Raw genomic sequence first — 23,636 nt, 5'->3', positions numbered from 1 at the left:
CGGGCTTGCTCGCGAAGGCGGAGCGTCAGTCAAAGTTGTTCTGCCTGGCCCACCGCCTTCGCGAGCAAGCCCGCTCCCACAAAAGAAGTTTTGCGCAAGGCCAACAATATGCCCACCGCCCTCTACCGCTTGATCCTCACCATCACATTCTTATTGCCGATGGCCTCATACGCCGGCGACGCCGAAGACTTCGTCGCCGCCAACCCGACCCAGCAGGCCAAGCTCCTGGAAGCCTGGGCTGCGCAGCCGGAGCCTGAGCGCGTCGAACTGATCAACGCCCTGCAACAAGGCCAGTTGACCGTCGACGGCCAACCCAAGACCCTGCGCCTGAACAACCGCTTGCGAGGGCTGATCGAAACCGCTCTCGCCAGTCACCAGTTACTCGCTGTGGACGCCCGCGTACGCCTGGGCGCCGCGCAGCAGCTGCAAAAAAGCGCTCGTCCGGCGCAACTGGCGTTTCTCGATCGGCAACTGGCCGGCGAGCAGGACGAAGACGTCCACGCTGCCCTGAGCCTGGCCCTGGCGAATCTGCAACTGGTGGACACCAACCCGAACGTACGCCTCGCCGCCGTGCGCCTGCTGGGGGAAACCGGCGACCCGCTGGCCCGCACTCGCCTCGAAGGCCTGCTCGAACCCGGCGTTGAAACCGATGCCGCCGTGCGCACCGCCGCCGAAACCAGCCTCGGCCAGGTCAAGCGCAAACTCCTCGTCGGCGAATTGCTGGGCCAGGCCTTCAGCGGCATGTCCCTGGGTTCGATCCTGCTGCTGGCCGCCCTCGGCCTGGCAATCACTTTCGGCCTGCTGGGGGTGATCAACATGGCCCACGGCGAAATGCTGATGCTCGGCGCCTACTCCACCTACGTGGTGCAGATGCTGTTCCAGCGCTTCGCCCCGAACGCCATCGAGTTCTATCCATTGATAGCCCTGCCGGTGGCGTTTTTCATCACCGCCGCCATCGGCATGGCCCTGGAACGCACGGTGATCCGTCACCTCTACGGGCGGCCGCTGGAAACCTTGCTCGCCACCTGGGGCATCAGCCTGATGCTGATCCAACTGGTACGCCTGGTGTTCGGCGCGCAGAACGTCGAAGTCGCCAACCCGGCCTGGCTGTCGGGCGGGATCCAGGTGTTGCCCAACCTGGTGCTGCCGTACAACCGCATCGTGATCATTGCCTTCGCGCTGTTCGTGGTGGTGCTGACCTGGCTGCTGCTGAACAAGACGCGCCTGGGCCTGAACGTCCGCGCGGTAACGCAGAACCGCAACATGGCCGCCTGCTGCGGTGTGCCCACGGGCCGGGTGGACATGCTCGCCTTCGGCCTCGGCTCGGGCATCGCCGGGCTTGGCGGCGTGGCCCTGAGCCAGATCGGCAACGTCGGCCCGGACCTGGGCCAGAGCTACATCATCGACTCGTTCCTGGTGGTGGTGCTCGGCGGCGTCGGCCAGTTGGCCGGCAGCGTGTTCGCCGCGTTCGGCCTGGGCATCGCCAACAAGATCCTCGAACCGCAGATCGGCGCCGTGCTCGGCAAGATCCTGATCCTCGCGCTGATCATTCTGTTTATCCAGAAGCGTCCGCAAGGCCTCTTCGCGCTCAAAGGACGGGTAATCGACTGATGAACCAGCCCCTGATGCTCACGGCCACGCAAAAGGCCGGTCCCAAAGTCACCCTCACCGTCGGCGCGCTGATCCTCGCCGTGCTGCTGAGCCTGCCGTTGCTGTCGCTGTTGGCGGCGGACAATCCGCTCCACGTCTCGGCCTACACCCTGACCCTGGTGGGCAAGATTCTTTGCTACGCCATCGTCGCCCTGGCGCTGGACCTGGTCTGGGGCTACGCCGGCTTGCTCTCCCTGGGCCACGGTTTGTTCTTCGCCCTGGGCGGCTACGCCATGGGCATGTACCTGATGCGCCAGGCCGCCGGCGATGGCCTGCCGGCGTTCATGACCTTCCTGTCGTGGACCGAGCTGCCCTGGTACTGGGCCGGCACCGACAGTTTCCTCTGGGCGATGTGCCTGGTGGTGCTGGCGCCGGGCTTGCTGGCGCTGGTGTTCGGCTTCTTCGCCTTCCGTTCGCGGATCAAGGGCGTGTATTTCTCGATCATGACCCAGGCCCTGACGTTCGCCGGGATGCTGCTGTTTTTCCGCAACGAAACCGGGTTTGGCGGTAACAACGGCTTCACCAATTTCCGTTCGATCCTGGGCTTTGGCATCACCGAGCCGGGCACCCGCGCGGTGCTGTTTTTCGCCACGGTGTTGTTGTTGGTGGCGAGCCTGTTCATTGGCTGGCGCCTGGCCCGCAGCAAATTCGGCCGGGTGCTGACCGCCCTGCGCGACGCGGAAAACCGGCTGATGTTCTGCGGCTACGATCCTCGTGGCTTCAAGCTGTTCGTCTGGGTGTTGAGCGCGGTGTTGTGCGGCCTCGCCGGGGCGCTGTACGTGCCGCAAGTGGGCATCATCAACCCCAGCGAAATGTCGCCGACCAACTCCATCGAGGCCGCCGTGTGGGTGGCCCTCGGCGGGCGCGGCACGTTGATCGGGCCATTGCTCGGCGCGGGCGTGGTGAACGGCATGAAAAGCTGGTTCACCGTGGCGTTTCCTGAGTATTGGCTGTTCTTCCTCGGCGCCCTGTTCATCGTCGTGACCCTGTACCTGCCCAAGGGCGTGATCGGGCTGCTGAAGAAAAGGAGCGAATCATGAGAATCACCCCAACGGCGGATTTCATGCTCGAACCCATCCTGGAACCCAACAAAGATCAGGGCAGCAGCCGCGACGCCATCGGCCTCGGCCAAGCGGCCGGTGTGGGCCTGAACACCCGCCACGGCACAATCCTGACCCTGGAAGACATCAGCGTCAGCTTCGATGGCTTCAAGGCCTTGAACGATTTGAACCTGTACATCGGCGTCGGTGAATTGCGCTGCATCATCGGCCCCAACGGCGCGGGCAAGACCACGTTGATGGATGTGATCACCGGCAAGACCCGTCCCAGCCACGGCAAGGCCTGGTTCGGCGAGACCCTCGACCTGACAACGATGAGCGAAGTGGAAATCGCCCAGGCCGGCATCGGTCGCAAGTTCCAGAAGCCGACGGTGTTCGAAGCCCTGAGCGTGTTCGAAAACCTGGAGCTGGCGCTCAAGACCGACAAATCGGTGTGGGCCAGCCTGCGGGCGAAACTGACCGGCGAGCAGCACGACCGCATCAGCGAAGTGCTCGAGACCATCCGCCTCACCGCTTCGGTCAACCGCGCCGCCGGACTGCTGTCCCACGGCCAGAAACAGTTCCTGGAGATTGGCATGCTGCTGGTGCAGGACCCGCAACTGCTGCTGCTCGACGAGCCGGTGGCGGGCATGACCGACGCCGAGACCGACTTCACCGCCGAGCTGTTCAAGTCCTTGGCGGGCAAGCATTCGCTGATGGTGGTGGAGCACGACATGGGCTTCGTCGGCGCGATCGCCGACCACGTCACCGTGCTGCACCAGGGCAGCGTGCTGGCCGAAGGGTCGCTGGAACAGGTGCAGGCCGATGAGCGGGTGATCGAGGTGTATCTCGGTCGCTAAAGCGAAAGCAATTGGCTTTTATGTGGGAGCGAGCTTGCTCGCGATAGCGGTGGATCAGCTGGAATGCAATGTAACTGACCCACCGCTATCGCGAGCAAGCTCGCTCCCACAAGGGACTTGAGGAGAATCTGGAACATGCTGCAAGTCGACAAGCTGCATCAATACTACGGCGGTAGCCACATCCTGCGCGGCCTGTCGTTCGACGTGAAGGTCGGCGAGGTGACGTGCCTGCTGGGTCGCAACGGCGTGGGCAAGACCACCCTGCTCAAATGCCTGATGGGCCTGCTGCCGGCCAAGGAAGGCGCGGTGAATTGGGAAGGCAAGGCCATCACCACGTTCAAGCCGCACCAACGGGTGCACGCCGGCATCGCCTACGTGCCCCAGGGCCGGGAGATTTTCGGTCGGCTGACGGTGGAAGAAAACCTGCTGATGGGTCTGTCGCGTTTTCCCGGTTCCGAAGCCAAGGAAGTGCCAGCCTTCATCTACGAATTGTTCCCGGTGCTGCTGCAGATGAAACAGCGCCGGGGCGGTGACCTTTCCGGGGGCCAGCAACAACAGCTCGCCATTGGCCGGGCCCTGGCCAGTCGGCCACGCCTGCTGATTCTCGACGAGCCCACCGAAGGCATCCAGCCGTCGGTGATCAAGGAAATCGGCGCAGTGATCAAGAAACTCGCGGCGCGGGGCGACATGGCGATTTTGCTGGTGGAGCAGTTCTACGACTTCGCCGCCGAGCTGGCCGATCAGTACCTGGTGATGTCCCGGGGCGAGATCGTGCAACAGGGCCGCGGAGAAAATATGGAAGCCGAGGGTGTGCGCGGGCTGGTAACGATCTAGGCTTAGCGTCCCGACGATAATCAGAAAATCATGAATCTACCTGTTACGTCTTCAGCCCTGTTCACACCCAACTGGCACGCCGAGCTGGATTTGGGCTATGCCCGCTTCGGCGATTGCACACGCCCGGTACAGCGCCGCCACAAGGGCCCGCTGCGGGTGCAGAAGCACTTGTACGCCGAAGGCCCCGAAGTGTGCCAGCACATCATCGTCCACCCGCCCGGCGGGATTGCCGGTGGAGATCGGCTGGACATCTCGGCCCACGTCGGCCCTGGCGCCTGGGCACAATTGACCAGCCCCGGCGCGGCCAAGTGGTACCGCGCCGTCGGCCCGGCGTACCAGCAACTGACCCTGAGCGTGGCCCCCGGCGCGACCCTGGAATGGCTGCCCCAGGAAACCATCGTCTTCAGCGCAGCCCAGGCCGAACTCAGCACAAGCATCGACCTGCAGGGCGATGCCCGATTGTTCTATTGGGACATGGTTGCCCTCGGCCGGCCGGCCAGTGGCGAGCGATTCGACCGGGGACACTTCCAGTCGCGGCTGGACATCCGCCGCGACGGCCAGTTGTTGTGGCATGAGCGCCAGCGCATCGTCGGTGGCGATGGACTGCTGGACTCGCCCATCGGCCTGGGCGGTGATCCGGTGTTCGCCACGTTGCTGGTGACCGGTGAGATCGACAGCGAGTTGCTGGAACGCTGCCGATCCCTGGGCCATGCCGTGCGCGGCGACCTGAGCCAATTGCCCGGTTTGCTCGTGGCCCGCTGCCTGGCGAGCGAGGCGCTGCTGGCTCGGGGGTGGTTGATTGAATTGTGGCGGCTCCTTCGCCCGGCGTTGCTTGGAAGAGAAGCCATGCCACCAAGAATCTGGAGCACCTGAATTTGCTTTCCCTGTGGGAGCGAGCTTGCTCGCGATAGCGGTGTATCAGCCAACGGTTATGTTGAATGTTCGATTGCTATAGCGAGCAACCTCGCTCCCACAAAGGATCCCCCACAAGGGGCCCGGTGTTTACCGCAAGAAATTTTTATCTGCCCTTATGGATTGCACATGGACCTGACCCCACGCGAAAAAGACAAGCTGTTGATCTTCACCGCCGGCCTCGTCGCCGAACGACGACTGGCCCGGGGCTTGAAACTCAACTACCCGGAAGCCATGGCCTATATCTCCGCCGCGCTGCTCGAAGGCGCCCGTGACGGCCAGACCGTGGCCGAGCTGATGCACTACGGCACCACGTTGCTGAGCCGCGAGCAGGTGATGGAAGGTATCCCGGAGATGATCCCGGAGATTCAGGTCGAAGCGACGTTTCCCGACGGCACCAAACTGGTCACCGTCCACCAGCCCATCGCCTGAGGCCACGCCATGACTGCCCATGTTCGTGACGCACAGCCCGCCGACCTGGCGGCGATCCGCGATATCTACAACGACGCCGTGCTCAACACCACGGCGATCTGGAACGAGCAGGCCGTGGACCTGGGCAACCGCCAGGCCTGGTTCAGCGCCCGGCAAACCCAGGGCTACCCGGTGCTCGTCGCCGTTGACGCCGAGGACAACGTGCTCGGCTACGCTTCCTTCGGCGACTGGCGGCCGTTCGACGGCTTCCGTCACACCGTGGAGCACTCGGTCTACGTACGCAGCGATCAACGCGGCAACGGCCTTGGCCCGTTGCTGATGGCTGTCCTGATCGAGCGCGCCAGGGCCTGCGATAAACACGTCATGGTCGCGGCCATCGAGAGCGGCAACGCAGCCTCGATTCGCCTGCATGAGCGGGTCGGCTTCGTCACCACCGGGCAGATGCCGCAGGTGGGCACCAAGTTCGGCCGCTGGCTGGACCTGACTTTCATGCAGTTGGTCCTCAATCCCGGGGCGCCACCGCCCGCCATCGACAAGGAGTGATACCGATGAACGCCGCCCAGTTGCGTCGAGTCCACGCTGAAAGCTTTGCGCACTATCGCCAGGGCCTGATCGATCTGTTGCTCGACGCCGTGGGTTATGGCGCCAGCGTCGGGTTCATGGCCGACCTCGATGCGGTCCAGGCCCGGACCTATTTCGATGAAGTCCAGGCCAGTCTCAACCAGGGCCACCTGCTGTTGTGGGTTGTGGTCAAGGATGAACAGGTGCAGGCCAGCGTCCAGCTTGCCCTGTGCCAGAAGCCCAACGGCCGCAACCGCGCCGAGGTGCAAAAGCTGTTGGTGCGCGGCGAGGCACGCCGCCGGGGCCTCGGCCAGCAGTTGATGAGCGCCCTGGAGCTTGGCGCCCGCCAGCACAAGCGTGGCCTGTTGTACCTCGACACCGAGGCCGGCTCCGAGGCCGAGGCGTTCTACCGCGCCATGGGCTACACCCGCGTCGGCGAACTGCCCGACTACTGCCAGAGCCCGGACGGGACCTACACCCCGACCGCCATCTACTACAAGCTTTTGGGGCAACCGCAATGATTCCAGGGCAATACCAGGTCCAACCCGGCGACATCGAGCTCAACGTCGGCCGCCGCACGCTCACGTTGAATGTCGCCAACAGCGGCGACCGGCCGATCCAGGTCGGCTCGCACTATCACTTCTTCGAAACCAACGACGCCCTGACCTTCGACCGCGCCGCCAGCCGTGGCATGCGCCTGAACATCCCGGCGGGCACGGCGGTGCGCTTCGAGCCGGGGCAGAGTCGGGAAGTCGAACTTGTCGAACTGGCCGGGCATCGCCGGGTGTTCGGGTTTGCCGGGCGGGTCATGGGCGACCTTTAAGTCATGGGGGCCTGTACTGGCCTCATCGCGAGCAAGCTCGCTCCCACAGTTGATCGCGGTCCCCTGTGGGAGCGAGCTTGCTCGCGATGAGTGAGCGCAGCGAACGGTTTCAAAATTCAATTGAGTTTCAAGGCGAGCACATGAAGATTTCGAGACAAGCCTACGCCGACATGTTCGGCCCCACCGTCGGCGACAAGGTCCGCCTGGCCGACACCGAGTTGTGGATCGAAGTGGAGAAGGACTTCACCACCTACGGCGAAGAAGTGAAATTCGGCGGCGGCAAGGTGATTCGCGACGGCATGGGCCAGAGCCAATTGTTGGCCGCCGAGGTCGTCGACACGCTGATCACCAACGCGCTGATCATTGACCATTGGGGCATCGTCAAGGCCGATGTCGGCCTCAAGGACGGGCGCATCGCGGCGATCGGCAAGGCCGGCAACCCGGACATCCAGCCCGACGTGACCATCGCCATCGGCGCCAGCACCGAAGTGATTGCCGGTGAAGGCATGATCCTCACCGCTGGCGGGATCGACACCCATATCCACTTCATCTGCCCTCAGCAGATCGAAGAAGCGCTGATGAGCGGCGTCACCACCATGATCGGTGGCGGCACGGGCCCGGCCACCGGGACCAACGCCACCACCTGCACCTCCGGGCCGTGGCACCTCGCGCGGATGCTGCAAGCCGCCGATGCCTTTGCGATGAACATCGGCTTCACCGGCAAGGGCAACGCCAGTCTGCCGGAGCCGCTGGTCGAACAGGTCAAGGCCGGCGCCATCGGCCTGAAGCTGCACGAAGACTGGGGCACCACCCCGGCGGCCATCGACAACTGCCTGAGCGTGGCCGACCAGTACGACGTGCAGGTGGCGATCCACACCGACACCCTCAACGAATCCGGTTTCGTCGAGACCACCCTGGCCGCGTTCAAGGGCCGCACCATCCACACCTACCACACCGAAGGCGCCGGTGGCGGTCATGCGCCGGACATCATCAAGGCTTGCGGCTTCCCTAACGTGCTGCCCAGCTCCACCAACCCGACCCGGCCGTTCACCCGCAACACCATCGATGAACACCTGGACATGTTGATGGTCTGCCATCACCTGGACCCGAGCATCGCCGAGGACGTGGCATTCGCCGAAAGCCGCATCCGCCGCGAGACCATCGCCGCCGAAGACATCCTCCACGACCTCGGCGCCTTCTCGATGATCAGCTCCGACAGCCAGGCCATGGGCCGTGTCGGCGAAGTCATCACGCGCACCTGGCAGACCGCCGACAAGATGAAAAAGCAACGCGGCGCCCTGCCCGGCGACGGCGAAGGCAACGACAACTTCCGCATCAAGCGCTACATCGCCAAATACACCATCAACCCGGCGATCACCCACGGCGTCAGCCATGAAGTGGGTTCCATCGAGGTGGGCAAGTGGGCCGACCTGGTGCTGTGGCGCCCGGCGTTCTTTGGGGTCAAGCCGACGCTGATCCTCAAGGGCGGGGCGATTGCCGCGAGCCTGATGGGCGACGCCAACGCCTCGATCCCGACGCCACAACCGGTGCACTACCGGCCGATGTTCGCCAGCTTCGGCGGCTCGCGACACGCCACCAGCCTGACCTTCATCAGCCAGGCTGCTGCCGAGGCCGGGTTGCCGGAACAGCTTGGGCTGAAGAAAAAAATCGCAGTGGTCAAAGGCTGCCGCGATGTGCAGAAAACCGACCTGATCCACAACGACTACCTGCCGAGCATCGACGTCGACCCCCAGACCTACCAGGTCAAGGCCGACGGCGTGCTGTTGTGGTGTGAACCGGCGGAAGTGTTGCCGATGGCGCAGCGCTATTTTCTGTTTTGAGGTGATTCAGGCTTGATTCGCTGGATGGGCACATAACCTTGTGGCGAGGGGATTTATCCCCGTTCGGTTGCGCAGCAACCGCAAAAAAAGCAGGGCCGCTGCGCAGCCCAACGGGGATAAATCCCCTCGCCACAGTTTTTTAACAATCTACTCCACCAACCGCCCCAACCGCTGCTTGAGCATGCGGTTTTCACTGCGCAGTTGCTGGACTTCTTCCAGCAGGTCCAGCGCCAGGGCGACGCCTTCCCATTCCAGCTCCAACTCCCGGCGCAGCTTGGCTGCACGCCGGGCCAGGACCAATTCGTAATCAGTAAAGCGCCAGTCCGTGGGGGCCGTGCCGTGAGGTTCGAGGATGCCATGTTCGACGATTTCGATTACATGGACATCGGCCAATGCGGCGGCCTCACAGAATTCCATCAGGTTCAGTTCAATGATCGGGTTGTTCATGGTCTGCTTCTCCCAATGCTTCAGCTGTCGAGTCTAGCCATGATCCTCGGTTCAGAAGTTCTCCCGCGGGTCGAACGCGGCTTTCTTCGCCAGCTCGGCCCACAATGCCTTGACCGACTCATCGCTGGCCTTGGGCATCACGGCCTTGAGCTGAACAAACAAATAGCCGCGCTCACCGGCCTTGTTGCGCAAGCCGTGGCCCTTGGCGCGCATGCGCTGGCCGTTCTGGCTGCCGGCCGGGACCTTGAGGTTGATCTTGCCGGTGAGGGTCGGCACTGCCACCTCCGTGCCCAGCGCCAATTCCCATGGCGCAAGGGGCAAGGTGATGATCAGGTCCTGGCCTTCGACGTCGAACTTGGGGTGCGGGGCGAAACGAATGGTCAGGTACAAGTCGCCATTGGCACCGCCGCCGATGCCCGGCGCGCCCTGGCCCTTGAGGCGGATACGCTCGCCGTCGGTCACCCCCAGCGGGATCTTCACGTTCAGGCTCTTGCTGGTATTGCTCACGTGCTGGCCCGCCGCGTTGTATTGCGGCACCTGGAAGCTGACCTTTTTCGATTCGTTCGACAGGGTTTCTTCCAGGAAGATCGGTAATTCCATTTCCACGTCTTGTCCCCGACGGCCGGCACTGCGACCCGATTGTCCGCCGCCGAAACCCGGCCCGCGATTACCAAAGATCGAACTGAAGAAGTCCGAGAAATCCCCGGTGTCCTGGCCACCAAAACCGCCACGGCTCTGCCAACCCGGTGGGCCCTGGAACGGCTGGCCGTGCTGGCCGTACCGGCGCAAGTCGTCGTATTCGGCGCGCTTGTCAGCGCTTTTCAGCGCTTCATAGGCTTCGGAGACGTCCTTGAATTTGGTCTCGGCGTCTTTCTCCTTGCTCACGTCCGGGTGGTATTTGCGCGCCAACTTTCGATAGGCGGCCTTGATCGTGGCATCGTCGGCCGTCGGCTCGACACCCAGGATCTTGTAATAGTCTTTGAAGTCCATCTTAAGCATCACCATCCGTTATCGATGTTGCACCGCCACGCACAGCATGCCCGAATGTCCGGACAAGGGGTTGACCGGCCTCAAGAGTGTGACCGGACGGTGCATCAGAAGTTTATCGGCAGCGGGTGGCGGTTCTTGTGTCCGCCCGATGGCTGCCAGGCTCATGCCAGCAAGTTTGGGGGTGTGACGTCGTCTTTCAAGGCCAGTGTTTGCGAATTAGCGGATAACCGGCCTTCGAATCCGCTTCGCACTGGCATACACTGCGCGGCCGTTTTTTCGACCGGAACCTGAAAGACATGAAAAACGTATCCCCGGCCCGTGCCTGCGGCATTGACTTCGGCACGTCCAACTCCACCGTCGGCTGGCTGCGCCCCGGCATGGAAACGTTGATCGCGCTGGAGGACGACAAGATCACCCTGCCCTCGGTGGTCTTTTTCAATCAGGAAGAGCGCCGTCCGGTGTACGGCCGCCTGGCCCTGCACGAATACCTGGAAGGCTACGAAGGCCGGCTGATGCGCTCGCTCAAGAGTCTGCTGGGCTCCAAGCTGATCAAGCACGACACCAGCGTCCTTGGCACGGCCATGCCGTTCAAGGACTTGCTGGGATTGTTCATCGGCCAGTTGAAGAAGCGTGCCGAAGCCGCCGCCGGTCGGGAATTCGAGGAAGTGGTGCTGGGCCGCCCGGTATTTTTCGTCGATGACGATGAGCTGGCGGACCAGGAAGCGGAAAACACCTTGGTCGACGTGGCCCGCGCCATCGGTTTCAAGGAAGTCTCCTTCCAGTACGAGCCCATCGCGGCGGCCTTCGATTATGAATCGACCATCGAGAAAGAAGAGCTGGTGCTGATCGTCGACATCGGCGGCGGTACATCGGACTTTTCCCTGGTGCGCCTGTCGCCCGAACGGCGCATGCACGACAACCGCCACGCAGACATCCTCGCCACCGGCGGCGTGCACATCGGCGGGACCGACTTCGACAAGCAACTCAGCCTGCAAGGCCTGATGCCGCTGTTCGGCTACGGCAGCCGCATGAAAAGCGGCGCCTACATGCCCACCAGCCACCACATGAACCTGGCGACCTGGCACACCATCAACGCGGTGTATTCGCAGAAATCCACCCTCGCCCTGGGCAGCATGCGCTACGACATCGAAGACACCGGCGGCATCGACCGGCTGTTCAAGTTGATCGAACAGCGCGCCGGGCATTGGCTGGCGATGGAAGTGGAAGAAACCAAGATTCAGCTGACCCACGCCGACCAGCGCCATGTGGTCTTGGACCGGATCGAACCGGGCCTGAGCGTGGACCTGAGCCGAGCCTTGTTCGAGTCGGCCATCGACGGCTTGCTTGAGCGGGTACGCGGCAGCGTCACGCAGTTGCTCAACGATGCCAACGTGCGGGTTGATCAGGTCGATACGGTGTTCTTCACCGGCGGCTCCAGCGGCATCCCGGCGCTACGCAACAGCGTCTCGGCGATGCTGCCCCAGGCGCGGCATGTGGAAGGCAATATCTTCGGCAGTATCGGCAGCGGGTTGGCGATCGAGGCGATGAAGCGGTATGGGAGCCAGGCCTGAGCCCGGACCGAGGCGCCTGAATCGCGAGCAAGCTCGCTCCCACAGTTTGATCGCGTTCCTTCTGAAGAAACTCGGTCAAGTGTGGGAGCGAGCTTGCTCGCGATGGGGCAGACCTGACACCCCATCTATCGGATCAAACCATCCCCACCTGCTTCAACTCACTCTTGAGATACGCATAGTAGATAGGCCCCGCCACCACCCCCGGCAGGCCGAACGCGGCTTCGAACACCAGCATCGCCATGAGCAATTCCCACGACTTGGCGCTGATCTGCCCGCCGACGATGCGGGCGTTGAGGAAGTATTCGAGCTTGTGGATCACGATCAGGTAACCCAGCGCCGCCACCGCCACCCAGATCGATAGCGACAGCGCGACGATGGTGATCAGCGTGTTGGACATCAGGTTGCCGATCACCGGCAACAGCCCCAGCAGGAACGTCATCACGATCAGCGTCTTGGTCAGCGGCAGGTGGATACCGAACAGCGGCAGCACCACCGCCAGGAAGATCCCGGTGAAGAACGTGTTGAGCATGGAAATCTTGATCTGGGCGAATACGATGTTGCGAAACGCCTTGACCAGCAGGTTCAAGCGATCGAACAGCGCGGCGGCCAGGGGTTTGCGCTTGGTCAGGTCGGGGATGCGCTGCAAGGCAATGATCGCTCCCAGCACCATGCCGATCAGCAGCGTCACGAACATGTGGGCCGCGTCCTTGCCCACCAACTGCAAGTCGCTCAGGTGTTTGCTCACCCAATCACTGATCGCCACCCGGAACTCGGCCGCGCTGGCCGGCAGGTAGGCATCGATGAACGGCGGCAATTGCCCGCGGGCGCGGTCGACCACGCCCATGAATTTATCGAGGGATGCGCCTGGGTTCTCTGCTTCATGCAGCAGGAAGCTGATGGCTCCGGCGAAGATCAGCGACAGCACGCTCACCACCAGCGTGCCCAGCAAGGCCACCGCCAGCCAACGGGCACGCCGGCCCTCGATCAGTCGTTGCAACTGCGGCGTGAGCATGTTGACCAGTTCGAACACCAGCAACCCGGCCAACAGGCTCGGCAACAGGCGCAGCGGCAATACCAGCAACAACCCACCAAAAATGATCACCCAACTGATCACCAACAACACATGACGCTGAGAAAACGTTGGCATACAGCCCCAGGACAAAAAACGGCGTGAAAGGATTGGCAGTCTGCCAGCGATCCACTGGCAGCACTAGGGATTGTATCGGCCGACCTTGGTCGCAGTTCAGGTGTTTTTTTGCAGTGGCTGTGCCGGCCCCACGAATCGATTATTTTTTCTTCAGGCACTCGCTCATGAACGTCTTGCGAGCGTCACCCTTCAGCGCCTGCTCGGTGGCGGTGGCGTTGCAGGACTTCATGCGTTCCTGGGGCGTGCTAGGGGTAGCGGCGGCCGGAGCGGCCTTCAGGCAGTTGCTCATGAATGCTTTGCGTTCATCGCCCTTGAGCGCCTTGGCGGTGGCGTCCGCGTTGCAGGTGGTCATCTTGGTTTGCTGGGCCGTGGCGGCGAAGCCTTGGGAACAGAGCAGCAAACCGATCATCAACAAAGGCACGCGGAGCATCTTCATGGTGTTTCTCCTGGTTGCCGCACAAGGGTACGGCGATGGGGTGCAGTGTAGACAAAGCCTGTTACACCTTCATCCATCTCATTGTTCGGTGCCAGGTCCATCGCTTTCGCGAGCAGGCTCGCTCCCACAGTTTGAGCGCGTTTTTCCAGACAGAACGCGGTCATCTGTGGGAGCGGGCTTGCTCGCGAAGAACGATAACGCGGTCCTCCTGACGATCTACACCCCAGCAGCCTTCAACCGCTCGGCATGCTCGACAAACAACCGGATCGGCTCCGCCCCCCGGCCCACCAACCCCAGAGACTGATTGACGATGTCGAAATGGTCCAGTGGATAGTCATCACGAATCACCGTGCCCAGGTGCGAACTGTAGCGCCCGACCATGCCATCACACTGCCCCGCCTCGCGCACGAAGGTCCGGGCAAACAGCCGGCAACTTCGGTTCGTGCCGTCGAACAGGTTGCGGCCCCTGTCGGTCTTGCCCGGCTGCAACGTTCCGGACCAGGAGTAATAACGCACGCCATTGACCTCTTCCGGGCCGTGCCCACCCCAAGTGGAAGGCAAGCCCTGTGGATAACGTTCATTGAACAGCGCCACCCCGGCGGTTGTCAGCGACGCGTGGGAGGCATCGAGGTCAGCCGGCAATCGTGGCCCGCGATAGCCGGTGTCCAGCAAGCACATCAGCACGTTGATCAGTCGCAGCAGGGCACTGAGCAACCGCCCCTTGGCGCTGTCGGCCGGGTAGTGGGTCTGCAGGTAATCGGCCAATTCGGAACCGTGGTTGGTGCCGGCCACCGACGTGACCGACGCCACCAGGTCCGGACGCTTGGCGGCGGCATAGCGAGCGGTCAGACTGCCTTGGCTGTGGCCGATCAGGTTGACCTTCTGCGCGCCGGTTTGCTTCAGCACTTCTTCAATCCGCGCCAACAACTGCTCACCGCGCACCTCGGAGGAATGCAGGGGTGAGACCTTCACCGGGATCACCACCGCCCCGCCCCGGCGCAACGCCTCCACGATGCCATACCAGTACGGATACAAGACCAGGCGAATGAAACCGAGCATGCCCGGGACCAGTACCAGCGGGTAGCGAGTGGCACAGCGTTGCGACATGGCGACATCCTTGCGATCAAGAGGGGGTCAGCATCAGTACCGATGATGACCAGTCTATGACAGCAATGTCACTTCAGCCCGATCACAGCAGGACCCAGGCCATCAGAACGTCCGGGCCAGCGCCAGCAAGCGCTGCTCGGCCTCGGCGCAGGACCGCGCGAAGCTGTGCTCGGCCGACTCTTCGCCTTCGGCCGCCACCACCGTCACGTCATTGATGCCGATAAAGCCCAGGACGGCTCGCAGCCACGTGTCAGCGTGGTTCATGGCTTCCAGCTGGCCGCCAGGACCAAAGCCAAAATCACCACGGCTGGTCACGATCAGCGCCTTTTTGCCCAGCACCAGCGGCTCGTACTGCGAAACACCGTTGTCCAGGCTGTGATTGAACGTCAGGCCGATGCGCACGATTTGGTCGATCCAGGCCTTCACACCGCTGGGCACGCCAAAGTTGTGCATGGGCGCCGAGATCACCAACCGGACGTGGGCCTTCAGCTCCGCCACCAGGCTGTCGCTCAACGCCAGGTCGGCCTGCATGGTCAGCGGCCGCGCCTGAGGCTCTGGATAAAACGCCGCGGCGATAAAGGCTTCATTCACCGCAGGCATGACGGTGCGGCCGACTTCACGGCGGGTCGGCAAGGACTGAGGATTGGCGGCCTGCCAGGCCGTTATGAACGCTTCCGTCAAGCGCCGGGAATGGGAACGCTCGCCGCGCGGGCTGCCGTGTACGACAAGAATGCTGCTCATCTGTAACTCCTTGATAGCGACTACAATCGGAACTGCTTGTGGCTTGCAGCTTGAGACGTTGTAGCGCTCAGGCTCAAATGAGCGTTAATTGATCCGGATGAGTTGTATTCATCCATTGGAGATTTTCCGATGTTCGCCACCCTGCCCCTCAATGCCTTGCGAGCCTTCGAGTCCGCAGCCCGGCTGCTCAGCTTCAAGGCCGCGGCCGAAGAGCTTTCAGTCACGCCAACGGCGATTTCCCACCAGATTCGCTCGCTGGAAACCTGGCTGGGGATGCCATTGTTCGAACGCCTGCCGCGCCGGGTGCGTCTCACCGATGCCGGGCAGCGTTTATTCCAGAGTTTGCACGGGGCATTGCTGGACGTTGCACAAAGCGTCGACAGCCTGCGCCCGCAACGCAGCACGACCCACCTGACCATCTCCACCACCGCGGCGTTTGCCGCCCTGTGGCTGGTGCCGCGCCTGGGCCGGTTCTATGCGCGCCACCCGAACACCAACGTGCGGCTGGACACCCATTGCGACGTCATCGACCTGCACCAGGACGCCAGCGTCGATCTGGTGGTGCGTTACAGCCTGGACACCTACTCGAACCTGTACGGGCTGTGCCTGTTCGATGAAAGCTTCGGCGTGTATGGCTCGCCGGAACAAGTGGCGCTGGCTACCCGGCAACCGCCGACGTTGATCAGCGTGCGTTGGCACAATTCCAAGTTGTACGCCCATGGCTGGGAGACGTGGTGCGCCCAGGCCGGCGAAACCTGGCTGATCCGCGAGCCGTGTATGCGTGAATACGATGAAGAACACTACGCCCTGCAAGCGGCGATTGCCGGGCAAGGGCTGGTGCTGGCGAGCAATATCCTGGTTTCACAGAGCGTCGCCAGTGGCCTGCTGGTGGGCTATCGCCCGCAGATCCAGATCGACGGTGCCGGCTACAGCGCGCTGTGCGTCCCTGGCCGTGAACGGCATCCGCCGGTTCGGGCATTTTTTCAATGGGTGGAGGAAGAAGCCCGCTTATCCGGGCACACACTGAAAAATCCGGTAAAACTTTTCCAGGATCGCGTCACTCAGAACTAGAGCGACCACGCCAGCAGAGCGTGGCGCCCTACCGGATCAGCCTCCAGGAGAACGAGATGAGCGACATGCACTTATCCGACGTCACCACCCTGCGCGAACGTGCCCGCCAGAACGTCCAGAACGGCGCCGTCACCGAAGGCTACAACGCCGATCGCCAGGAAATCATCCGCCTGCTGAACGAAGCACTGGCCACCGAATTGGTTTGCACGCTGCGCTACAAGCGTCACTACTTCATGGCCACCGGCCTGAAGGCCAGCGTCGCGGCGAGCGAGTTTCTCGAACACGCCAACCAAGAATCCGAGCACGCCGACCGGCTCGCCGAACGCATCGTGCAACTGGGCGGCGAACCGGAGTTCAACCCCGACCTGCTGACCCGGCATTCCCATGCCCAGTACGTGGCCGGTAATACGCTCAAGGAAATGGTGTTCGAAGACTTGGTGGCCGAACGGATCGCCATCGACAGCTACCGGGAAATCGTGCAGTACATTGGCGAAAAAGACCCGACCACGCGGCGCATCTTCGAAGACATCCTGGCCCAGGAAGAAGAGCATGCCGATGACATGGCCGACATCCTGGCCGATCTGTAAGGGTCTTAAGGGGCCCCATCGCGAGCAAGCTCGCTCCCACATTTTGACCGCATTCCTTCAGACAGAATGCGGTCCCCTGTGGGAGCGAGCTTGCTCGCGATGAGGCCAGTCGCCTCACCGCGACATTGAGCTACCGGGTAGGTTTGACCGTCACCGGCGCCTTGCCCGCCTTCATCTGCTCAAGCAACGGCGCGCACTGGTTCGGCTCCCCACCGCTGGGCGCCACCAGGGCCAACAGGCCTGCCGCCGGCGCGGCGATGACGCCCAGGGCAACCATCCCGGCACCGCGCAGCATCAGCGGTACGGCCTTTACCCCGGCGGCGGGCTTGGCAAAGGTGCCCCGCACGTACAGCGGCGAGCGCAGGGAAATCAGCCGCCAGCCCTTGGATTCTGGGGTGACGGTCAAGTCCAACCGCTCGGTCGCCATGTTCGCCGTGCCGTCGATATAGATAATCGCGTTCTCGGTGTCGAACACGAACAGGCGCGTGGTTGCCAGGCCGGTCTTGATATCGAAGTCAGCCGCCGCGCAGTTGATCTTTACCTCCTTGTCGCCAAAGATTTTCCCCACCACGTAGTTGCCGACGTTGAGGCCCGCCAGCTCCATCAGCTCGCGGCTGATCGCGCCGTCGTTGATCAACATCTTCAAGCTGCCGTTGGAGGTGCCCAACAACGCCGCCACCGAATTGCCGCGCCCGGAAATATCCGCGTCACCGTTGAGCTCACCGAAACTGGTCTTCATCGGCTCGAAGCCCGGGAACAGCTGCTTGAGCTTGAAGCCACGCGCGGTCAATTTCGCCTGGCCTTCGAGAGGCTGGGTGTGGCCATTGAGGCGGATCTGCGCGTCCAGCCGGCCGCCGGCCACACCAAAGCGCAAGGGCTCGAGGCTCAACTGGCCATCGTTGAGCACCAGGTGCGTGTAGAGATCGGTAAACGGCAACTGCTCGCTGTGGACGATACGCTTGCCGGTAAATTCAACGTCGGCGTCCATCACGCTCCAGCGCTCGGTGCGAAATTCTTCCACCGGCAAGACCTTGTCGGACGGCTGTTTGCTGGCGCCGCCGCGGGCTTTTTGTTCGGCGTTGGAATCCGCGCCGATCAGCGGCGCCAAATCACTGAACAACAATTGGTCGGACACCAGCGCACCGCTGAGTTTTGGCCGGGGCTGGCTGGCGACGTAAGCCAGGTTGCCATGGATGTCACTGTCGCCGATCTTGCCGTTGAACCCCTCATAGCGAAACTGGGCGCCGTCTGGCTCATGGAGCTTGGCGATCAACCGACCGTCCGTGGAATAAGGCGGCGAATCCGGCAGGGTCACGCCCGTCAGCGGATAAAGATTAGCCAGGCTGTTGCCGGCCAGCTTCAAACGCAAGTCCAAGGCGCCGAGATTCTTCGGGTCGGTCAAGGTACCGGCCAGTTCGACGCGGGTGTCGCCGATCTTCGCCTGGGCCTGCAATGGGAACGGCTGCGACGCATCTTGCAGCGCCAGCAAACCGCCGACCTTGCCGGACCCGCCGAGATTCTGCCCGTGGTATTGCCCGTTGACCTTGAAGGCGAAGGCATAGTCCTGTGGCGTCGCCCCTTGTTCCCGAGCTTTGCTGGCGGCTTTCTCGCCCACGATATCGCTGAACGGAATGGGCTTGCCCAACGGATCGATCACCAGCTCGAGACGGGTCTTGAGTGTCTGATCGTCGAGGGTGACGTGGCCCTTGTCGAAGCCGATGGCGCCGATATCCACCACCCAGCTGGACGGTTCGGCGTCCGGGTCCTTTGGATCGAACTGGAATGTCCAATTGGCGCGCCCATCGGCCAGGCGCTGCAGGCTGGCGTCGGGCCCTGTCAGGTCGATACGCGGGATGGCCACGCGCCGGGCCAGCAACGCCAGGGGCGAAATACGCAACTCCACGCGCTTGAGCGTGGCCATCTGCGCAGCTTTCGACCACTCCGGGTTGCCCAGGCTCAAATCCTCCGCCACCACATGGGGCCATGGCACAAAGGCTCGCCAGCCACCCTCCTGCGGTTCGCGCTGCCAAACCACGGCCAGGTTGCCATTGATCGCGAACGGACGATGCAGCTCCTCGGAAACCTTGGCGTTGAGCGTGGGCTTGAGGCGATTCCAATCGAAGAACGCGATGACCAGCACCAGCACGGCCAACAGGGCGACGAGGCAGGCAAAGCCCCAGGCGAAGATTTTTGAGGTGCGCGTCATGCACAAGGCTCCTGAGGCAAATGGGCGTCCGAACCGCGACGCCGGGGATAGCACGAACCTGTGGCCGGCTCGTTGCGGATGATTGTTGGACAGGCAAAACGGCCGACAGGTTTACCATCAAGGGCGACGAACGGCACTAATAAATGCGCAAGAACCTGACCGATTCGACAGCTACCTGTTACCGCCCCCGCACATTTGCAGGGCACAAGTGAGTACAAACTACCCACTCCGGGGCGAAAACGCTCCTCTGAAAGCCCCGTCCTAGAGCCTTTCCCCAGAACAATCAATTCCGTTGATTATTACCATTGTGTTTATGAACTTTTATATCGACTTATCGAGAGTAGCATTGCCCTCGTACCCACTTTTTAGCCCTCCCAAGGAGCAACGATCATGAAACGCCAATTACTGATGAGCCTGTCCCTTTCACTGCTGGCTTCGACCGCTTTTGCCCTGCCAGCTTCCGAACAAGCCACGCCACAGGTCAAGGACAGCCAGTCTGTCTACAGCCAAACCGTAGCCGAAGGTGGCCGTGACCGCCTGGAGCAAAAAGGCTTGGTCGAAGACGGCTCCGACCGCACCCCACAAGGCCAGACCTTTGCTGCAGATGGCTCCGACCGCACTCCGGATCAAACCCTGGCCGCTGACGGTTCCGATCGCACTCCCGGTCAAACCCTGGCCGCTGACGGTTCCGATCGCACTCCCGGTCAAACCCTGGCCGCTGACGGTTCCGATCGCACTCCTGGTCAAACCCTGGCCGCTGACGGTTCCGATCGCACTCCCGGTCAAACACTGGCCGCTGACGGTTCCGATCGCACTCCTGGTCAAACCCTGGCCGAAGGCGGTGGTGACCGTGTAATCGAACGTAACAGCACAGTGAGCTGAGCCCATGGTGGCCCAGAAAAAAGCCCGATTTCTCGAATCGGGCTTTTGACTTTTAAAGCGCCTCGTTTCCCGCCCGGCCCCGCCCTACCGTTCGACGACGCCAAAGCCTATTTGCTAGAGTGCATCGGTCCCATGACTCGGAAGTCAGTCCTGCAATGCTGCCTCGCGCCGAACAGAAACAACAAACCCGAAACGCCCTGATGGATGCAGCCCGTCATTTGATGGAGTGCGGCAGGGGCTTCGGCAGCCTGAGCCTGCGCGAAGTCGCCAAGACCGCGGGCATCGTGCCCACCGGCTTCTACCGGCATTTCGACGACATGGACCAACTGGGCCTGGCGCTCGTCTGTGAAGTCGGCCAGACGTTCCGCGAAACCATCCGACTGGTACGCCACAACGAATTTGTCATGGGCGGCATCATTGATGCCTCCGTGCGGATTTTCCTCGACGTGGTCCACGCCAACCGCTCGCAGTTCCTGTTCCTGGCCCGCGAGCAATATGGCGGTTCGCTGCCAGTGCGCCAAGCCATCGCGAGACTGCGCGAGGACATCAGTTCGGACCTGGCCGCCGACCTGGCGCTGATGCCGAAACTGCAGCACCTGGACCTTGCCGGCCTGAACGTGATGGCCGATCTCATCGTGAAAAGCGTTTTCGCCACCTTGCCGGACATCATCGACCCGCCCGCCGAAGCACTTCCCGAACACCTCACGCCCCAGGCGAAGATTACCCAGCAACTGCGGTTCATCTTCATAGGCTTGAAGCACTGGCGCGGATTGGGTAGCACTGAGTAACCCGGATGCGGCCAATGTGGGAGCGAGCTTGCTCGCGATTGCGGTTTGTCAGCAGCATTGAAGGTGACTGATACGGCGCAATCGCGAGCAAGCTCGCTCCCACAAGCTTCTTTGTGAGCGCCGCAAAATGGTGCTCAACATTACGAAGCGCACCATGATGACTCACCAGCCAAGCCATCTTGGAAACGCCACGCCAGCCATTTCCTACATCCCCTTCTATTGGCAAGCCCCTTGCTCTAAACACAGCATTGTTCATGGCTGGAAGCACTCCAATGCTGGTGATTCACCGCAGAATCGACATTCAACCGGGCTGGGACGCCGAGTTGCACCTGACCTTCGATGCCCGCAGTAAAAGCCGCCTGCGCTGTTTCAGTGCCGAGGGAGAAGACGTCGGGCTGTTTCTCGAGCGAGGCCAACCGCCGCTGCATGACGGCGAGTACCTGCAAGCCGAGGATGCGCGCATCGTGCGGGTCTGCGCTCGCCCCGAGCAGTTGCTGCATGTCACCTGCGCCAACGCATTCGAACTGACCCGGGCGGCCTACCACTTGGGCAATCGCCATGTCGCCCTGCAAGTGGGCGATGGCTGGCTGCGCCTGTTGGATGATTACGTGCTCAAGGCGATGCTCGAACAACTGGGCGCCACCGTTGAATCCATCGAGGCCCCGTTCCAGCCGGAACACGGCGCCTATGGCGGCGGCCATCATCATTCCCGGCACGGCGACGAGGACTTCAACTACGCGCCGCGCCTGCATCAATTTGGCGTGCGCACATGAACCCGGCCTGGGCGCTGCTGCGCCTGGCCAGCCCACAATTGCCAATTGGCGGCTACAGCTATTCCCAAGGGCTGGAAATGGCGGTGGATAACGGCCTGATCAAGACGCCCGACGACGCACGCCGCTGGATAAGTGACCAGATGCTGCTGAACCTCGCGCGGTTTGAAGCGCCCTTGCTCCTGGCCCATTGCACCGCAGCCGCGGCGAACAATTGGGACGCGCTGCTAGGACTTTGTGAACAGCACCGTGCCAGCCGGGAAACCCGCGAGCTGTACCAGGAAAGCCGGCAGATGGGCTACTCGTTGCAGCAATTGCTTGCGGGCCTGCCGGAACTCGACAGTGCGGCACGCGATTTTCTCGAGCAGCGCAGCGAACCACACCTGGCCCTGGGCTGGGCACTGGCGGCCCGCGCCTGGAATATCACGCCAGAAGACGCCCTTGCCGCCTGGTTGTGGAGCTGGCTGGAAAACCAACTGGCGGTGCTGATGAAAACCCTGCCCCTGGGCCAGCAAGCCGCCCAGCGCCTGACCAGCGAACTGCTGCCGCTGCTGCAACAAGCCCAGCACATCGCCTCAACTATCGACCCCGACCATTACGGCAGCGCCGCGTTTGGCCTGTCCCTGGCGTGCATGGCCCATGAGCGCCAGTACAGCCGCCTGTTCCGTTCCTAGGAGACACACATGAATACACAACCCTTGCGCGTAGGTATTGGCGGCCCAGTGGGCTCCGGCAAGACCGCGTTGACCCTGGCCCTGTGCCTGGCCCTGCGGGAACGCTACAACCTGGCGGTGGTGACCAACGACATCTATACCCGTGAAGACGCCGACTTCCTGGTGCGCAACGAAGCCTTGGCGCCGGAGCGGATCATCGGCGTGGAAACCGGCGGCTGCCCGCACACGGCGATTCGCGAAGACGCTTCGATCAACCTGGAAGCGGTGGACCAGTTGAACCGGCGCTTCCCCGGCCTGGACCTGATCCTGGTGGAATCCGGTGGCGACAACCTGTCGGCAACCTTCAGCCCCGAGCTGTCCGACCTGACGATCTATGTGATCGACGTCTCGGCCGGCGACAAGCTGCCACGCAAGGGCGGGCCAGGCATCTGCAAGTCCGACCTGCTGGTGATCAACAAGATCGACCTGGCACCGCTGGTGGGGGCGTCCCTGGAGATGATGGACAGCGACACCCGGCGGATGCGCAACGGCAAGCCGTTCGTGTTCAGCAACCAGAAGACCGGCCAGGGCCTGGACGACATCATTGCCTTCATCGAACGCCAGGGCCTGCTGACCGCAGCCTGATTTTTTCCAACGGATAACAAGGAAGCTCATTCATGACATTCAAACGCCTCTTCGGCGCGCTCGCGCTACTGCTCACCCCGGCCCTGGCCTTCGCCCACCCCGGTCATGGCGACAATGGCCTGATTGCCGGCCTCGGCCACCCTATCGGCGGGCTCGACCATTTGCTGGCGATGCTCGCGGTCGGCTTGTGGGCTGCACAACAACAAGGCGCCGCGCGCTGGGCGCTGCCGTGCACCTTCGTCGGCACGATGCTGCTTGGCGGCCTGCTGGGCTTCGAGGGCCTGGACCTGCCAGCGCTGGAAAGCGGCATCGCCGGCTCCGTTCTCGCCTTGGGTCTGGCGGTGGCGCTGGTGGTGCGCCCACCGTTGAGCCTGGCGGTCGGCGCGACGGCGCTGTTTGCGCTGTTCCACGGCGTGGCCCATGGCTTGGAATTGCCGGACATGTCGAGTCCTTGGGCCTACGCCATCGGGTTTGTCGCAGCGACAGCGGCGCTGCATGGCGCCGGCTTTGCGTTGGTGCGGCTGCTGCCACGCGCGGCGGCGCCCTTGGTGCGGTTGGCCGGGGCGGCTTCGGCGGCGACTGGGGTCTGGTTGCTGGCGGGTTGATTCTCTAGCGCCCAGCCGGCCCTCATCGCGAGCAAGCTCG

At 62.6% G+C, this 23,636-nt stretch carries 26 protein-coding genes; 19 read left to right on the top strand and 7 right to left on the bottom strand.

The annotated features are described in order from the left end of the window. Positions 1-108: 108 nt before the first annotated feature. From urtB to ureC, 10 genes are all read left to right on the top strand, one after another. Positions 109-1,611 (top strand): urea ABC transporter permease subunit UrtB, encoded by a 1,503-nt coding sequence (urtB, locus tag JMN22_RS07015; protein ID WP_202334961.1) that lies wholly within the window; start codon positions 109-111, stop codon positions 1,609-1,611. Next, the gene (gene urtC / locus JMN22_RS07010; RefSeq protein WP_030140105.1) at positions 1,611-2,690 is read left to right on the top strand and encodes an urea ABC transporter permease subunit UrtC; all 1,080 of its coding nucleotides are present in this window, start codon (positions 1,611-1,613) and stop codon (positions 2,688-2,690) included. Before urtB ends, urtC begins: the two co-directional genes overlap by 1 nt. Beyond that, positions 2,687-3,547, top strand: a complete 861-nt coding sequence (urtD, locus tag JMN22_RS07005) for an urea ABC transporter ATP-binding protein UrtD (RefSeq protein ID WP_030140106.1) — start codon at positions 2,687-2,689, stop codon at positions 3,545-3,547. The genes urtC and urtD overlap by 4 nt, the downstream gene beginning before the upstream one ends. A 135-nt stretch (positions 3,548-3,682) precedes the next feature. Next, positions 3,683-4,381: an urea ABC transporter ATP-binding subunit UrtE gene (gene urtE, locus JMN22_RS07000; RefSeq protein WP_063323142.1), complete on the top strand. Its 699-nt coding sequence runs from the start codon at positions 3,683-3,685 to the stop codon at positions 4,379-4,381. A 30-nt stretch (positions 4,382-4,411) separates the two neighbouring features. Further along, positions 4,412-5,254, top strand: coding sequence for an urease accessory protein UreD (locus tag JMN22_RS06995; protein WP_198797192.1), 843 nt, complete (start codon positions 4,412-4,414; stop codon positions 5,252-5,254). Positions 5,255-5,422: 168 nt separating this feature from the next. Further along, positions 5,423-5,725 (top strand): urease subunit gamma, encoded by a 303-nt coding sequence (gene ureA, locus JMN22_RS06990; protein WP_003197350.1) that lies wholly within the window; start codon positions 5,423-5,425, stop codon positions 5,723-5,725. 9 nt (positions 5,726-5,734) lie between these two features. Continuing rightward, positions 5,735-6,268, top strand: coding sequence for a GNAT family N-acetyltransferase (locus JMN22_RS06985; RefSeq protein ID WP_198797193.1), 534 nt, complete (start codon positions 5,735-5,737; stop codon positions 6,266-6,268). Between the two features lie 5 nt (positions 6,269-6,273). Further along, positions 6,274-6,807, top strand: a complete 534-nt coding sequence (locus JMN22_RS06980; RefSeq protein WP_198797194.1) for a GNAT family N-acetyltransferase — start codon at positions 6,274-6,276, stop codon at positions 6,805-6,807. Then, positions 6,804-7,109 carry an urease subunit beta gene (locus tag JMN22_RS06975; RefSeq protein WP_198797195.1) on the top strand — a complete coding sequence of 102 codons (306 nt, stop codon included), beginning with the start codon at positions 6,804-6,806 and terminating at the stop codon, positions 7,107-7,109. The genes JMN22_RS06980 and JMN22_RS06975 overlap by 4 nt, the downstream gene beginning before the upstream one ends. A gap of 140 nt (positions 7,110-7,249) precedes the next feature. Then, positions 7,250-8,950, top strand: a complete 1,701-nt coding sequence (gene ureC, locus JMN22_RS06970; RefSeq protein ID WP_198797196.1) for an urease subunit alpha — start codon at positions 7,250-7,252, stop codon at positions 8,948-8,950. 147 nt (positions 8,951-9,097) lie between these two features. Here the strand turns inward: ureC and JMN22_RS06965 are convergent, their stop codons facing one another. Both JMN22_RS06965 and JMN22_RS06960 read right to left on the bottom strand, forming a co-directional pair. Then, on the bottom strand, positions 9,098-9,397 hold the full coding sequence (locus JMN22_RS06965) for a chaperone modulator CbpM (RefSeq protein ID WP_030140113.1): 300 nt from the start codon (positions 9,395-9,397) through the stop codon (positions 9,098-9,100). Between the two features lie 51 nt (positions 9,398-9,448). Further along, positions 9,449-10,387, bottom strand: coding sequence for a DnaJ C-terminal domain-containing protein (locus JMN22_RS06960; RefSeq protein ID WP_030140114.1), 939 nt, complete (start codon positions 10,385-10,387; stop codon positions 9,449-9,451). A gap of 296 nt (positions 10,388-10,683) precedes the next feature. Here JMN22_RS06960 and JMN22_RS06955 point away from each other — a divergent pair, with 296 nt between their 5' ends. Beyond that, entirely contained in the window at positions 10,684-11,958 is a 1,275-nt protein-coding gene (locus JMN22_RS06955; protein WP_198797197.1) for an Hsp70 family protein, read from the top strand. Between the two features lie 133 nt (positions 11,959-12,091). On the opposite strand, the gene JMN22_RS06950 is transcribed toward JMN22_RS06955, so the two are convergent. The 4 genes from JMN22_RS06950 to JMN22_RS06935 form a co-directional block, all read right to left on the bottom strand. Then, entirely contained in the window at positions 12,092-13,105 is a 1,014-nt protein-coding gene (locus tag JMN22_RS06950) for an AI-2E family transporter (RefSeq protein ID WP_030140118.1), read from the bottom strand. Between the two features lie 139 nt (positions 13,106-13,244). Beyond that, entirely contained in the window at positions 13,245-13,541 is a 297-nt protein-coding gene (locus tag JMN22_RS06945; RefSeq protein ID WP_030140119.1) for a PsiF family protein, read from the bottom strand. Between the two features lie 216 nt (positions 13,542-13,757). Then, on the bottom strand, positions 13,758-14,648 hold the full coding sequence (locus tag JMN22_RS06940; RefSeq protein WP_030140120.1) for an esterase/lipase family protein: 891 nt from the start codon (positions 14,646-14,648) through the stop codon (positions 13,758-13,760). A 102-nt stretch (positions 14,649-14,750) separates the two neighbouring features. Continuing rightward, positions 14,751-15,389 carry an FMN-dependent NADH-azoreductase gene (locus tag JMN22_RS06935; protein WP_198797198.1) on the bottom strand — a complete coding sequence of 213 codons (639 nt, stop codon included), beginning with the start codon at positions 15,387-15,389 and terminating at the stop codon, positions 14,751-14,753. 129 nt (positions 15,390-15,518) lie between these two features. On the opposite strand from JMN22_RS06935, the gene JMN22_RS06930 reads away from it, so the two are divergent. Together JMN22_RS06930 and JMN22_RS06925 are read left to right on the top strand one after the other, a co-directional pair. Further along, positions 15,519-16,460, top strand: coding sequence for a LysR substrate-binding domain-containing protein (locus JMN22_RS06930; RefSeq protein ID WP_198797199.1), 942 nt, complete (start codon positions 15,519-15,521; stop codon positions 16,458-16,460). 56 nt (positions 16,461-16,516) lie between these two features. Continuing rightward, positions 16,517-17,047 (top strand): ferritin-like domain-containing protein, encoded by a 531-nt coding sequence (locus JMN22_RS06925; RefSeq protein ID WP_030140123.1) that lies wholly within the window; start codon positions 16,517-16,519, stop codon positions 17,045-17,047. Positions 17,048-17,177: 130 nt separating this feature from the next. Here JMN22_RS06925 and JMN22_RS06920 read toward each other — a convergent pair whose 3' ends face one another. Then, positions 17,178-19,253 carry an AsmA family protein gene (locus JMN22_RS06920; protein WP_198797200.1) on the bottom strand — a complete coding sequence of 692 codons (2,076 nt, stop codon included), beginning with the start codon at positions 19,251-19,253 and terminating at the stop codon, positions 17,178-17,180. A 390-nt stretch (positions 19,254-19,643) separates the two neighbouring features. Between JMN22_RS06920 and JMN22_RS06915 the strand changes: the two genes are divergently transcribed. From JMN22_RS06915 to JMN22_RS06890, 6 genes are all read left to right on the top strand, one after another. Next, positions 19,644-20,135, top strand: coding sequence for a hypothetical protein (locus tag JMN22_RS06915; protein ID WP_198797201.1), 492 nt, complete (start codon positions 19,644-19,646; stop codon positions 20,133-20,135). 155 nt (positions 20,136-20,290) lie between these two features. Then, positions 20,291-20,923, top strand: coding sequence for a TetR family transcriptional regulator (locus JMN22_RS06910; protein WP_030140126.1), 633 nt, complete (start codon positions 20,291-20,293; stop codon positions 20,921-20,923). Positions 20,924-21,195: 272 nt separating this feature from the next. Beyond that, positions 21,196-21,696: an urease accessory protein UreE gene (gene ureE, locus JMN22_RS06905; RefSeq protein ID WP_198797202.1), complete on the top strand. Its 501-nt coding sequence runs from the start codon at positions 21,196-21,198 to the stop codon at positions 21,694-21,696. Next, the gene (locus JMN22_RS06900; RefSeq protein WP_030140128.1) at positions 21,693-22,367 is read left to right on the top strand and encodes an urease accessory protein UreF; all 675 of its coding nucleotides are present in this window, start codon (positions 21,693-21,695) and stop codon (positions 22,365-22,367) included. The genes ureE and JMN22_RS06900 overlap by 4 nt, the downstream gene beginning before the upstream one ends. A gap of 9 nt (positions 22,368-22,376) precedes the next feature. Next, a complete protein-coding gene (gene ureG, locus JMN22_RS06895) occupies positions 22,377-22,991 on the top strand; it encodes an urease accessory protein UreG (protein WP_003197309.1) in 615 nt (204 codons plus the stop codon). Positions 22,992-23,023: 32 nt separating this feature from the next. Then, positions 23,024-23,596 carry a HupE/UreJ family protein gene (locus JMN22_RS06890; protein WP_198797203.1) on the top strand — a complete coding sequence of 191 codons (573 nt, stop codon included), beginning with the start codon at positions 23,024-23,026 and terminating at the stop codon, positions 23,594-23,596. Positions 23,597-23,636 lie beyond the last annotated feature (40 nt).

The sequence above is a fragment of the Pseudomonas sp. HB05 genome, from assembly GCF_016756915.1.
In the GTDB taxonomy this organism is placed as follows: Bacteria; Pseudomonadota; Gammaproteobacteria; order Pseudomonadales; family Pseudomonadaceae; genus Aquipseudomonas; species Aquipseudomonas alvandae.
Note: the sequence above shows the minus strand (reverse complement) of the source record. Positions and strands in the feature narration are given on the sequence as shown.